11 protein-coding genes and 1 pseudogene are annotated in these 13,024 nt (G+C 69.6%); 3 read left to right on the forward strand and 9 right to left on the reverse strand.

Annotated features, from left to right (window positions below; translation table 11 throughout):
* Nucleotides 1–129: 129 nt before the first annotated feature.
* A complete protein-coding gene (locus ACFV1J_RS02110) occupies nt 130–648 on the reverse strand; it encodes a hypothetical protein (protein ID WP_385855264.1) in 519 nt (172 codons plus the stop codon).
* Between the two features lie 280 nt (nt 649–928).
* Between ACFV1J_RS02110 and ACFV1J_RS02115 the strand changes: the two genes are divergently transcribed.
* Entirely contained in the window at nt 929–1,444 is a 516-nt protein-coding gene (locus ACFV1J_RS02115) for an EF-hand domain-containing protein (RefSeq protein ID WP_385855429.1), read from the forward strand.
* Between the two features lie 499 nt (nt 1,445–1,943).
* Here ACFV1J_RS02115 and ACFV1J_RS02120 read toward each other — a convergent pair whose 3' ends face one another.
* From ACFV1J_RS02120 to ACFV1J_RS02140, 5 genes are all read right to left on the reverse strand, one after another.
* A complete protein-coding gene (locus ACFV1J_RS02120; RefSeq protein WP_385855430.1) occupies nt 1,944–3,173 on the reverse strand; it encodes a PP2C family protein-serine/threonine phosphatase in 1,230 nt (409 codons plus the stop codon).
* A 370-nt stretch (nt 3,174–3,543) separates the two neighbouring features.
* Entirely contained in the window at nt 3,544–4,380 is an 837-nt protein-coding gene (locus ACFV1J_RS02125; protein ID WP_385855265.1) for a carbohydrate ABC transporter permease, read from the reverse strand.
* The gene (locus ACFV1J_RS02130) at nt 4,377–5,357 is read right to left on the reverse strand and encodes a carbohydrate ABC transporter permease (RefSeq protein ID WP_385855266.1); all 981 of its coding nucleotides are present in this window, start codon (nt 5,355–5,357) and stop codon (nt 4,377–4,379) included. Before ACFV1J_RS02130 ends, ACFV1J_RS02125 begins: the two co-directional genes overlap by 4 nt.
* A 2-nt stretch (nt 5,358–5,359) precedes the next feature.
* Complete coding sequence (locus ACFV1J_RS02135) at nt 5,360–6,661, reverse strand: ABC transporter substrate-binding protein (RefSeq protein ID WP_385855267.1); 1,302 nt, start codon at nt 6,659–6,661, stop codon at nt 5,360–5,362.
* An 11-nt stretch (nt 6,662–6,672) separates the two neighbouring features.
* Nucleotides 6,673–7,914, reverse strand: a complete 1,242-nt coding sequence (locus ACFV1J_RS02140; RefSeq protein ID WP_385855268.1) for an aminotransferase class V-fold PLP-dependent enzyme — start codon at nt 7,912–7,914, stop codon at nt 6,673–6,675.
* 220 nt (nt 7,915–8,134) lie between these two features.
* Between ACFV1J_RS02140 and ACFV1J_RS02145 the strand changes: the two genes are divergently transcribed.
* A complete protein-coding gene (locus tag ACFV1J_RS02145; protein WP_385855269.1) occupies nt 8,135–8,836 on the forward strand; it encodes a FadR/GntR family transcriptional regulator in 702 nt (233 codons plus the stop codon).
* A 103-nt stretch (nt 8,837–8,939) separates the two neighbouring features.
* Here the strand turns inward: ACFV1J_RS02145 and ACFV1J_RS02150 are convergent, their stop codons facing one another.
* The gene (locus ACFV1J_RS02150; RefSeq protein ID WP_385855270.1) at nt 8,940–9,422 is read right to left on the reverse strand and encodes an Lrp/AsnC family transcriptional regulator; all 483 of its coding nucleotides are present in this window, start codon (nt 9,420–9,422) and stop codon (nt 8,940–8,942) included.
* A gap of 152 nt (nt 9,423–9,574) precedes the next feature.
* On the opposite strand from ACFV1J_RS02150, the gene ACFV1J_RS02155 reads away from it, so the two are divergent.
* Nucleotides 9,575–11,926 (forward strand): pyruvate dehydrogenase, encoded by a 2,352-nt coding sequence (locus ACFV1J_RS02155; protein ID WP_385855271.1) that lies wholly within the window; start codon nt 9,575–9,577, stop codon nt 11,924–11,926.
* A 120-nt stretch (nt 11,927–12,046) separates the two neighbouring features.
* Here ACFV1J_RS02155 and ACFV1J_RS02160 read toward each other — a convergent pair whose 3' ends face one another.
* Together ACFV1J_RS02160 and ACFV1J_RS02165 are read right to left on the reverse strand one after the other, a co-directional pair.
* Complete coding sequence (locus ACFV1J_RS02160) at nt 12,047–12,469, reverse strand: DUF2690 domain-containing protein (RefSeq protein WP_385855272.1); 423 nt, start codon at nt 12,467–12,469, stop codon at nt 12,047–12,049.
* A gap of 28 nt (nt 12,470–12,497) precedes the next feature.
* Nucleotides 12,498–13,023, reverse strand: a pseudogene (locus tag ACFV1J_RS02165) (hypothetical protein).
* Nucleotide 13,024: the final 1 nt, after the last annotated feature.

Raw genomic sequence — 13,024 nt, forward strand, 5'->3', positions numbered from 1 at the left:
TTGCGAGCAGGGCAAAGGGCCTGGGCAGCACAGGTGTTGGCGCCCGGCCGCAGCCACGGCGAGACATCCACAGCCAACACCAGCCGGTCCCACAACTCCGTAAGCGGCCGGTGCAGTGGCGGGCCGGTACTACGGCAGGATCTCCAGCTGAACCAGGCTTTGGGTGTGGTTGAGGCCGGAGGTGAGGCAGTCCGTGGGCAACTGTTGGGGCAGTGAAGTCACGGTCCGGCGTACGAAGTGGCCCTCGCCACGTCCCTCCATGACCCTGCCCGACTGCAGGACGACCAGGACGCCCGCCACGCGGGCGGTGGTCGCGCCGTCAATAACGATCACTGATCGGCGGCCGTCGGCGTAGCGGACGATTTCCCTGCCGTGCGCGCCGGACAGCGAGACGCAGGATGCCGACGGCGCCTCGGCGTCGAAGGAGCCGGTGGCCGGGACGGCGGGGCCGGGGCCGGTGGTGCAGGTGTAGCGCACGTGCGCGTGGTTGTGGGTCTTCCGGGGCAGGAGGGTGAGCGGCGGGTCATAGCTGCTGTGGGCGTTGCCCGTGCAGTTGACCGCCCCGTCCGCGGCTGTCCTGGCCTGACCGGCCGGCGCGCACACCATCGAGGAGACCACCAGCGCCAGGGACCCCAGCGTCACTGTCATACCGCGCCTGCTCACCACATGCCCCTCCAGTAAGTCATCCGACGTATGTGGACACTTGCGTCCGACGTATATGGGCACTTGGCGGACTACCCCGGTGTTGCATCGGCTGATCCGGCGTCTCGAAGCGCGCCGCCGGCGCGCGCTCGCTCAACAAGCCGTCGCGCACGCCTGTCCTCCCGGGGGGACGCTTGGTATCCGGAAGGTGCCGGGTAGGAAGCGCCGGACGAGTCCTCGTCGAATCAGAGCAGGAACTGAGCTGGAGGAGACCCGAGTGAGCCGTATGACCGCCGCAGCCGCCACTGCTGCCACCGCCGCGAGAGTGCGCGTGTTCGCCATGATGGACTCCGACGGGGATCAGGTCATCACGCGGCACGACTATCTCTCCCGGATCGACCGGACCGTCCTGGCCACAGGTCGCACAGAGGACGACCCGCTCGTCGTCGCCGCCCGCACGGAAGGCATCAAAGCCTGGAGTGCGATGGACGCGAACAACGACGGGAAGCTGACCTTCGACGAGTACAACGCGTGGGTGGGGGCTGACAAGTTCGACAATGTCTGCCGGTTCGCGCTCGGCGCGCTCTTCGACCTCGTCGACGCGGACAGGGACGGCGCCTTGGACAGAGCCGAGTTCACCACGCTGCGTACTGCACTGAACAACCCGCCGGACAACGCCGCCGCCGCGTTCGACGCGCTGGATGCCGACGGCGACGGCCGGGTCGACCGCGACGCGTACCTGGCATCGATCCGCGCCTACATCGTCGGCGACAGCTCCCCGATGGGCGAGGCCCTGTACTAGCCAGGCCGTGCCCTTTTCACCAGACCTCACAGGGAGTTGGCCGACGGACCACCAGGCCGAAGCGTGGCCCGCCACGCATCGCGGGTCGGAGATCCGGCGTCAGGGAACGGGCTGACCGACGTCGGATGGCCAGTTGGGGCGGAAGCGTTCGACGAAGTCCGGGAGCCCGCCGTGGCATCGATGTAGCGATCTGGCGGACCTGCGGGTCAAACGGGTCGGGCCCTATCCGGGGCCGACCCCGTGCCGGTCGCAGGATCCCTGCGGGATGTTCTGACGGCTTGTCACCCGTCATCATCCCTGGGGCGCTGGCCCGTGAGGTCAGGGGGCACACGGCCGGTCATGGCCAGGACTCCTGCCATGACTCCCGCCACGACTCCCGCGTCCGACGGGCTACCGCAGCGGGCGCCCCTGACGGTCCGGGACGGCGGGGGAGTGAGGGCACCACCGAAGATCTCCGCGCTCGCCCGGGATAGTGCTCTCGGGTGGGGAAGGGCGCTGGTCACAGCCGGACGATGACCAGTGCGATGTCGTCGCGGCCGCCGCCGGCCAGGCCGAGGCGGGCCAGGAGGCTGTCGGCCATGCGCTCCGGGGAGAGCTGGCTGGACTGGCTGAGGGCGTCTGTCAGCCGGGCCAGGCCGGTGTCGATGTCTTCGTCGCGGCGTTCGATCAGGCCGTCGGTGTAGAGCACGAGGGCGTCGCCGGGGCTGTAGACGGCCGTTGCCTGGGGACGGGGGACGTGCAGGGCGCGAACCCCCAGGGGTGGGTCGGTGGCCTGGTCCAGCAGCTCGCAGATGCCGTCGGTGTGCACCAGGACCGGGGGCGGGTGGCCGGCGTTGCTGTAGATGATCAGGCAACTCGTGGGGTCGACCAGTGCTTTGACGACGGTGGTGTTCAGCGCGCCCTCGACCGAGCGGGCGTACAGCCCCAGTACCTCCAGCGCCTGGGCCGGCCGTTCCAGGGCGCGGATCGCCGCGCTCAGCGCGCTGCGGAGCATCCCCATGACGGCGGCGGCCTCCAGTCCGTGGCCGACGACGTCGCCCACCGCCACCGAGAAACGGCCGTCGGTCAGGTCTGCCACGTCATACCAGTCACCGCACACGTTCAGCGATCCGGCCGCGGGCAGATAGCGCACAGCGACGTTCTGGTGCCGCGCCAGGTCCGGTGACTGGAGCATGCCCTCCTGCAAGGTGACGGCCACCTGGCGCTCGCGGGAGTGGGCCTGCCGCAGCTCTTCGTTCAGCCGCTGCAGCTCCCGGGCCCGCGCGTACAGCTCGGCCTCCAACGCTTCGCGCTCGGTCAGCTGACCGGTCGGCGGCCGGGCACCGGCGGTGCGGGCCTGGACGAACGCGGTCACGTCCTCCACCCGGTGGATGATCCACACCACCGTGCCGTCCGGGGCGAGAATCGGCGTGTTGATCGGTGACCACCACCGCTCCTCGAAGACCCCCGGCCGACCCATGATGGGGATGTCGTACTTCTGCAGTGCCATCGGGTCGGGCTCGCGGGTGGTCAGGACCCGGTGCAGCGAGGCGCTCAGGTTCCGCACCCCGTCGGCCTCGGGGTCGGCCGGGTTGTCCGGGAAGGCATCGAAGACGTATTCCCCGATCAGGTCCTCCCGCGTCCGGCCGGTCGCGTCGAGGTATGCCTGGTTGACCTCCACGATCACCAGATCCGGCCCCAGCACCAGATACGGGCTCGGCGTGGCGGCGAACAGCGCCGCGTAATCCATCCCTGCCACGGCCACCGTCCCTTCTTCGCCCTCCCCCCGGCACACCCCTGCCCGGTCCTCTCACGCTACGGTCCGTCCCGCTCACCCGCCTGCCAGGACAGCGTCGGCCGCTCTCTTGCGCTCCGACGGCTCTCGGGGGCGGCCGAGCCGGCCCGAGCTCGCCGGCCGGTGGCTCAAGCCCGCGGCGGGGCGCACGGGGCGACGTGGGCAGCCTGTCCTGCGATCCTTGACCGTCACGGAACGCGCATGATCTGCCACAGGCTGTGCCGGTAGGTGTGTCCGGGGGTGAGCAGCTAGGGGCTGGACGTCGGGTGACCTGGGCGCCGTCCTCGGCACCGGATGACAAAGCCTGCCCCCTTCCCACGCCCCCTCAGCCCTTCACCGCTCCGGACGTCAGGCCCTGGACGATGTGCCTGCTGGCGACGGCGAACAGCAGCATCGTGGGCAGGATGGTGAGCACGGCCGCCGCGGACATCGAGCCCCAGTCGATGTTGAAGCTCGAGATGAAGCCGTTCAGGGCCGTGGGGACGGTCTTGTTGCGGTCGCTGTTCATCAGCGTCACCGACAGGAACAGCTCGTTCCAGCAGTTGACGAAGTTGAAGATGAACGCGGCCACGATCGCCGGACGCATCACCGGCAGCAGCACCCGGAACAGTGCCCCGAACCGGGACAGTCCGTCGATCATGGCGGCCTCCTCCAGCGCGTCCGGGATGTTCTCGAAGAAGCCGCGCAGCATCACCGTGCAGAAGGGGATGCACACGGCGATGTAGACGAGGATCAGTCCGAGACGGTTGTCGACCAGCTTCAGGTCGGTCATCAGCAGGTAGAGCGGTCCCAGCGCGATGAACGACGGGATCATCTGGGTGGCCAGGGCGGCCATCAGCAGCGCGGACTTGGTGCGGAACTCGAAACGGGCCAGCACGTACGCCGAGAGCATCGAGATCGCCGTGGCCACCGCGCCCGCCACGGCGGCGACCACCAGGCTGTTGGTGAGGTAGGCCCCGAAGTCGGCCTCGCCGAACAGGCCGCTGTAGTTCTGGAGCGAGAACTGCTCGGGCCAGTAGGCGAGCGGGAAGCGGAAGATGTCGCCCGGCGCCTTGAGCGACGTGACGATGATCCAGTACAGCGGGAAGACGGTGAAGAGCAGCCACAGGCCCAGGAAGCCGAACCTGACGGCCCGGCCGGCCGCGGTCTCCTTTCCGATCACGCCCTCACCCCTTTCTTCTCGCGCGTGGCCATGAGGAAGAACACCGCGAACACCAGCAGCGCGGAGACCACCAGCAGGCCGAGCGCGGAGGCCCTGCCGTAGTCGCCCTGCTGAGTGATCTTGATCATCCAGGTGGTCACGATGTGCGTCTCGTTGTTCGGCCCGCCGCCGGTCATCCCGAAGATCAGGTCGGGGAAATTGAAGATCCAGATCACCCGCAGCAGCACGGTCAGCGCCAGGGTGGTCCGGATGTACGGAATGGTGATCTGGAAGAGCGTGCGCACCTTGCCGGCGCCGTCCAGCGCGGCCGCCTCGTACAGCTCGTCGGGGATCGACTGGAGAGCGGCCAGGATCATGATCGTGAAGAAGGTGACGCCGTACCAGACGTTGGCGACCAGTACCGCCATCATCGCGGTGTCCGGATCCGCCAGCCAGGCGATCGGCTCGTCGATCAGCCCGGCCTTCTGCAGCAGGTCGTTGACCACCCCGAACTCGCTGTTGAACAGCCAGCGGAAGAGGATGCCGATGAGGAATCCGGAGATCGCCCAGGGGAAGAAGACCAGCGCCTGGTAGAGGCCGCGGAAGCGGAAGCGGCGGCGCAGCCACAGGGCGAGCGCGAAGCCGATCACCAGTTGGGGGACGATCGAACCGATCACCCAGACCGCGGTGTTGCCCAGAACGGTCCCCCAGGCAGGATCGGCGAAGACGTCGCGGAAGTTCTTCAGGCCCACCCAGGAGGTGTCGGTCAGGTCGGTCAACTTCCAGTTGCGGAAGGCCATTTGACCGCCCGCGAGCATCGGGTAGTACGTGAAGACCGCCACGAAGACGGCGGCCGGCGCCAGGTAGGCGGCGATCACCAGACCACGCCGTGTGGTGAACTCGCGCCTGCGGCGGCCTCCTCGGGCAGCGCCCCCCTTGTGGGAGACGCTGTCCGGGCCCGGCGTGGCCGCCTTCGTCGGAGTGGACGCGATGGACATGACTACGACTCCTGCTGCCACTTCTCGGTCCAGTACGCGTCCCAGCCCGCCAGCAGCTCCTTGGGCGTCGTCTTGCCGAGGATCATCTTCTGGACGTCGGCGTCGGCCTTCTGCTGCCACTCGGCCCACCACGCGACGCCACGCGGCTGGGTCACCACCAGGTACTTCTCCGGGTGCTCGGTCATGGTGACGTAGCTGGACCACGGGCCGGACCTGTAGAAGGGGTCACTGGCGGCCGACTTGAGGATCGGCACCAGGCTGTTCTTCTTGGTGAACGTCGTCGACGCCTTGCCCTGGGAGAGGAACGTGACCAGGTCGACGGCCTCGGCCTTGTGCTCGCTGCCCTTCGCGACCCCCCACCCGGCGGTGGCCAGCGGCTGCACGGTCTTGCCGCCGGGGCCGGCCACCAGCGGCGCGGTGCTCCACTGACTCTTCGCGATCGCCTTGGACTCCGAGACGGTGGCGATCACCTCGGGGTCCTGGAGCAGGAAGGCCGTGGAGCCGTTGGAGAAGGCCTCGACCATCTCCGGATAGCCCCAGGAGACGGACGACTTGGGGGACGCCTTCCGGAACAGCTTGAGGTAGGTCTCCAGGGCGTCTTCCGCCTCGGGCGCGGAGAAGATCGTACGGCCGCTCTTGAGTTTGTAGCCGTTGGCCGGGTCGACCTGGTCGGCGACGTACGCCTCGATGGCGGCGGTGGCGTTGCTGTTGCCGTTGGCGCCGCCGCGGAAGGCGTAGCCGTAGCGGCGCTTGGCCGGGTCGTTGATCGCGGAGGCCTGCTGCAGCAGTTCCTTCCAGGTGGCGGGCGGTTTGCTGAAGCCGGCCTTCTTGATCAGGTCGGTGCGGTAGAAGAGGCTCAGACCGTAGAAGCCGTACGGGATGAAGTACGTGCGGCCCTTGGCGTCCTTGGAGGCTTTGACGGCGTTGTCCGTCAGGGCCTGCCGGCCCTTCCAGCCGTCGAGGTCCTGCTTCATGTCGTAGAGCCAGCCGTTGTTCGACCAGGGCCCCACGGTGGTGTCCCGCACCTCCAGGACATCGACGCCGCTGCCGGACTGCAGCATCTGCTGGAGCTTCTGGTCGGCCTGCTCGGTGGGCGGGGAGACCAGGTTGACCTTGACCTTGGGGTGCTGCTGCTCGAAGTCGGCTATCAGCTCCTTGAGCACGTCGGTGCGGGCGGGGTTCGTCAGGCTCTCGACCATGTTGAGGGTGACCGTCCCGCTCGCGCCGGGGCTCATGGTGGAACAGCCGGCCAGGATCATCGTGGCGGCCGTACCGAGAGCGAGGGCTGCCGTACTTCTTCCCATCGTGCTTCTCCTCATCGTGCTGACCTCTTCCGTGGGGTTTCTCGGGCCCATTCGGCGAGGACGGGGGCGCATTCCTCGGCGAAGTACTCGTAGTCGGCGGCGGTGTTGTAGACGTGGGCGGACAGGCGCAGATAGCCGACGCCGGCGAAGCTGGTGAACGCCGTTTCCACGTGCAGTTCGCGGGCCACGCGGTCGCGCAGCGCGTCGGCCTCGATCCGGTCGGCCGCGAGGCCGTCCGGCAGTCGCACCAGGCGCATACCGGGCACCGGCATACCGACGTCGACCCGGCAGTCCTCGCCCGTCAGTTCGCCGAAGGCGGCACCGGTCACGGCCGCGCCGTAGTCGGCCAGGTCGTCCATGTAGCGCCGTGCGGTGGGCCAGCCCCAGGTGTCCTCGACCAGGGTGAGAGCCGTCGGGGCGGCCAGCTGGGCGGTGGCGTCGATCGTGCCCTGCTGGTCGAACCGGTCGGGGTACGGATCGCCCGCGCCCCACGAGTCGATCAGCGGGTGGAGGTCGTCGCGCAGCGTGCCGCGGGCGACCAGTGCCGCGGTGCCGCGCGGGGCACAACCCCACTTGTGCAGGTTGCCCGTCCAGAAGTCGTACGTCGCGTCGGCGAGCGGGCTCTCGACGAGTCCGGGCGCATGGGCGCCGTCGACGAGCACGGGGATGCCGCGCCGGCGCGCCTGGGCGCCGATCCGTTCCACCGGCAGTCGGCGCGCGGTCGCCGAGGTGATCTGGTCGACGACGACGAGGTCGGTGGCCTCGCCGAGTTCGGCGACCACGGCCTCATACGCCTCGTCCTCGTCCGCGTCCAGCGGGACCCGGGCGGTGCGGACCCGGCCGCCCCAGCGGCGGGCCAGCCGTTCCGCGCCCATCGTGACCGCGCCGTAGCCGTGGTCGGTGACGAGGACCTCCCCGCCGCGACGGCGGGTGAGGGCGGCGTAGACAACGCTGGCGCCGGCGCTGGCGTTCGGCACCAGGGCGAGGTCGTCGGCCGGTACCCGCAGGAAGGCGGCGAGCTCGGCGCGGGTGGCGGCGAGCCGCTGCGGCAGGGCCGGGAACCACACCACGGGCGAGCGTTCCATCTCCCCGCGCAGCAGTTGCTGCCGCTCCTGCGCCACCAGCGGGACCGCTCCGAAGGAGCCGTGGTTCAGGTGCCTCAGGGCGGGGTCCAGCGACCACGCCCGGTCGGCGGGCCGGCCGTCGGCCAGCAGTAGGGCGCGCGGCGCGGTCGTCACCTCGGTCTCGCTCACATGACTCCCATCCGCCGACAGGGGCGTGCCCTTGGACGTCAGATCATCCGCGGGACACATCTGATGACTCGGCATCCTGGCACGGCTTTTTCGGCGAAGACAAGGGTTATACAGTGAGAGTCATCAGATGTCTTTTGGGTAACGGGTACCAGACATCTGATGACTCACTAGAGTGGCCGCCGGGTGATCGCAGGCCCGCCATGGGAAGAAGAGGGGTTGGATGTCCGCAGTCGAGAAGGCGTTCCACGGCCTACGCCACATGATCGCTACGGGGCGCCTGGGTCCGGGCGAGCGCATCCCGCCCGAAGGCGAGCTCTGTGAGGAGCTGGGCGTCTCACGGGGGTCGCTGCGCGAGGCCGTACGGATGCTCGCCGCCCTGGGCGTCATCGAGCCGCGGCACGGCTCCGGCACGTACGTCTCACAGCTGAGGCCCGAGGATGTGATCGGCAGCCTCTCCCTGACCCTCGAACTCCTCCCGCTGTCCGGCCTGCTGGAGGTCTACGAGATCCGACGCGTCCTCGAGGTCCACGTCGCAGCCCAAGCCGCGGCCCGTTCCACACCGGAGACGGTGCGCACGCTCTTCGCCCTCATCGAGGAGATGGAAGCCACGGACGATCCCACCAAGGCCTCCGAACTCGACCATCGCTTCCACGCGGAGATCGCCCGGGTGGGCGGCAGCCCCACCCTGGTCTCCCTGCTGGCGGTCTTCCGCGCCCGCTCCCGCAAATACCAGGTCTTCACCCTGCCTGAAGGCCCTGAGCTGCGCAGCAAGAGCGACGACGACCATCGCGTCCTGGCCACCGCCATCGCCGACCGCGACCCCGTCGCCGCGGCCGGAGCCGCACAGGCGCACGTCGCGCAGACCGAGCGGTGGCTGCGCGCGTTCATGCCGCCCGTGGAGGAGACCGGCGACCGGGAGTGACCACCACTGCCGTCAGCCCGACCCCGACGCGTACGGATCGCGGTGGCACGCCCGGGAACCGTCACGGCCGCATGGCAGGCGGCTCCCGGCGTCCGACCGTCGGCTACCTGCCGTCCGTGGCGCGTCGCAGCAGCGGGGCGATGCGGTGGGGCACCAGTTCGCGCATGGCCAGGGCCGTCGTCGTGCGCTCGATCCCGGGTACCGCGAGGATCTGTCCCGCGATCCGGTACAGGTCCTCGGCGTCCGCGGCGACGACGCGGACGAGCAGGTCGGTCTCGCCGCTGAGTCCGAAGACCTCCATGACCTCGTCGATGGCCGCCAGGGCCTGGGAGATCTCCGCCAGCTGGTGCTGGTTGACCTGGGCGGTGACGAACGCGGTGAGCGGGTAGCCCAGTGCCGTCGGAGTGATCCGGCGTTCGAAGGAGCCCAGTGCGCCGCCCCGCTCCATCTTCGCCACCCGGGCCTGGACGGTGTTGCGGGACAGCCCCAATTGCTCGGCCAGGGCGACGACGGTGGCCCGTGGATCAGTGGCCAGGGCGAGCAGAATGCGCGCGTCGGTGCCGTCCAGGGTTCGCTCGTTGCTCATGATGCCCACTCGACGTCTCTCGTCCGGCTCGGAATCTGAGCAGAATGCTCAGTCCCAGAAGCACATCTTGTGCAGTTGCCGAGCCATCTGTCTACTGACGCATCACAAAGTCAATCGGCCGGCATGGCGCCGATCGGTGGAGGTGGTCTGTGATGATCTCGAACTCCCGGTTCAGGACGGCTGGCGGCAACGGCTCGGTCCTTGCCGGGGACGAAGAACTCGCCGTGCTGAAAGCGATCGAGCAACGGGTGCTGTGGCTGTCCACCGCGATCATCGACCACGCCAACCGGGTGCGGCCCAATCCCTCGGGGCTGAAGGTCGGCGGACATCAGGCGTCCAGTGCCTCGATGACGTCGATCGCGACGGCGCTGTGGTTCCACGCCCTGACCGCCGACGACCGGGTCTCGGTCAAGCCGCACGCCTCCCCGGTGCTGCATGCGATCAACTACCTGCTGGGCGAGCTGGACGAGTCCTATCTGACCACCCTGCGCGCCTTCGGCGGTCTGCAGAGCTATCCCAGCCGGTCCAAGGACCCCGACCCGGTCGACTACTCGACGGGTTCGGTCGGCATCGGCGCCACCGCCCCTCTGTGGGGTGCCCTCGCACGGCGCTACGTGGACGACCATTTCGGCGCGGCTGGTACGGGACGGCAGTACTCCCTGCTGGGCGACGCGGAGTTGGACGAGGGCGCGGTCTGGGAGGCGATACAGGACCCCATGGTGCCGGGCCTGGGCGAGGTGGTGTGGGTCGTCGACCTCAACCGGCAGTCCCTGGACCGTGTCGTGCCCGGCATCGCCGCGGACAGGTTCCAGGGAATGTTCGCCGCGGCCGGCTGGCAGGTCCTCACCCTCAAATACGGGTGTCTGTTGCAGGAGTTGTTCACCCGACCGGGCGGCGAGGCACTGCGTGCCCGTATCGACGCCATGGGCAATCCCGAATACCAGCGTCTGTTGCGCTGTTCCGCCGGTGAGCTGCGCGAGCGCCTGCCCGGCACCGGCTCCACCGCCGGGCCGATCGCCGACCTCATCGCACCCCTCGACGACGCTTCCCTGCTCGCCGCGCTCCGCAACCTGGGCGGCCATGACATCGGCGCGCTGACGGGCGCGTTCGACGCCGTCGACGACACCCGCCCGACGGTGATCTTCGCGTACACCGTCAAGGGCTACGGGCTGCCCACCGAGGGCCATCCGCAGAACCACTCCTCGCTGCTGACCGCTGATCAGATGCGGGCACTGGCCGCCCGCCTGCGAACCGACCTCGACCGCCCATGGGCTGCGTTCGCCGACGGTTCGCCGGAAGCGGCCCGGTGCGCGGCGGCCGCCAGGCGGCTGCACCGCCCCCGGCAGACGTCGCAGCCGGTCCCGCCCGTCCCCACCGACCTCGCTCGACCGGCACCGACCGGCACCGCCCACACCCAGCAGGCCCTCGGACGGGTACTGCTCGACCTCACCCGGAAGGCGCCGGAGGCGGCGAGCCGGATCGTCACCGTCAGCCCGGACGTCAGCTCCTCCACCAACCTCGGCGGCTGGCTCAACAAGGTCGGTGTGTGGTCGTCGACCGAGCGCCCCGACTGGTTCGCCGACGACGCCGAGACGATCCTGCACTGGCGGGAGCTGCCGACAGGTCAGCACGTGGAGCTGGGCATCGCGGAGACCAACCTGGTCGGCCTGCTCGGTGAGCTGGGTGCTACGTGGAGCCGCTGGGGCCAGCCGCTGCTGCCGATCGGCGTCGTCTACGACCCCTTCGTCACTCGCGCTCTGGAGCCGTGGTCGTTCGGCATCTACGCCGGCGGCCGCTCGATCCTGGTCGGTACGCCGTCCGGCGTCACACTCGCCCCGGAAGGCGGCGCCCACCAGTCGATCATCACCCCCTCACTGGGCATCGAGCAGCCCGGTTGCGTCACCTACGAGCCCGCGTTCGCGATCGACACCGAGTGGTGTCTGCTCGCCGCGCTCGGCAACCTCGGCCGTCCGGACGGGAGTTCGGCCTATCTGCGACTGTCCACACGACCCGTCGACCAGTCCCTGGCCGCCGTCCCCGGCGACCCGGCCGCACGCGAGCGCCGCCGCCGGCACGTGACCGCGGGCGCCTACCGGCTGCGCCAGGAGGAGAGGCCGGTGGTGACCCTGGCCGCGATGGGCGCCCTGGTACCCGAGGCCCTGGCCGCCGCCGACCGGCTGGCCGCCCTCGGCCACCACGCCGACGTGGTGTGCGTGACCAGCCCGGACCTGCTGTTCCGCGCGCTCCAGGCCCGCCGTGGCCGGTCCGAGGACCCGACCTGGATCCTCGACCAGGTCTTCCCCGCCTACCGGGTCACGCCGCTCGTCACCGTGCTGGACGGTCACCCGCACACCCTGGCCTTCCTCAGCACCATCCAGAACACGCCGGTCACCACCCTCGGCGTGACGCGGTTCGGCCAGTGCGGTTCGATCGAGGACGTCTACCGCTACCACGGCATCGACACCGACAGCATCGTCGCCGCCGCGCTGGACCTCGTCGACTGACTGGCGGCCCTGACAGCGGCGGTTGATCACGTCATGCACGGACGGGCCGGGCCGCTCGCCGGACCGGCGAGCCGACGAGGCCGGCGCCGGTGACGAGCGGCCCGCGTTCGGTGCCGCGTATCAGTAGCGGTGGGTGCAGTCGACGCTGTCGGAGCCGTCCGACCTCCACATACCGCACGCCCACGCCTTCACGTTCTTGTCGTTGACCATGACGCTGTAGAAGTGGCCGCTGCCGTAAGTGGTGTACTGCTTGCCCTGGCTGTTCCTGACCTCGATCCTGGAGCCGGACGGGGCGCTGATCCTGAAGCGGCCCCAGGCGGCCCGGCACGAGGGGCTGTAGCGCAGTTCCATGGCCGTGATCGGGCCGCTGCCCTCGGCCACCGTGCGGGCGTCGTTGGCGCAGGTCGTGTGGGCGGGGTTGCGACCGTTGCAGGAGGAGCCGAGACAGCTGGTGGCGGCGGAGGCGGAGGCGGAGGGCGCGGTGACCAGGCCGCCGGCCAGCAGCGCCCCGGCGCTCAGCAGGACGGCTGTGCGGTGCTTCATGGGATGCCTTTCCGGGTCGGGTCGCGGGTCAGGAGCTGGCGGCGGAGGTGCAGGCGGAGCTGCCGCCGCAGTAGGTGATGTCCCAGTGGTTGCTTTCGCGGGGCGTAGACGTTGTCCGCCGAGGAGCGGTAACGCGCCGCGCCGTCACCCCGGTTGGAGATGTGGGTGAAGCTGCTGGTGATGTAGTTGCTGATGCAGGTTTTCGGGGCGATGTCGGTCTTGTAGCCGTGGTAGTGGCTGTACGTGCCCGAGGCGTGTCCCACCTCGGTGCCGCCCGTGACGTTGATCGCGCAGCCGCTGGCGCGCTTGAGGGTCTTGAGACCGTCGACGGTGGCCTGGTTGATCTGTTCGAACGACGTGCAGCTGGGGTTGGAACGGGTGGTGCAGTTGCCGCTGGAGGACCAGGTGACCCCGGCCGCGCGCAGCTGGGAGGCGGCGGCCGACTGGGAGAGCTTGGTGACGGCGAACGCGTTGCCGGGCAGGGCGAGCACGGCGGCGGCACCGAGGGCCCCGGCGGTGAGGCCGAGACGGCGCATGCTGCGGATGGTGGGCATG

Source organism: Streptomyces sp. NPDC059649, assembly GCF_042734445.1.
Classification (GTDB): domain Bacteria; phylum Actinomycetota; class Actinomycetes; order Streptomycetales; family Streptomycetaceae; genus Streptomyces.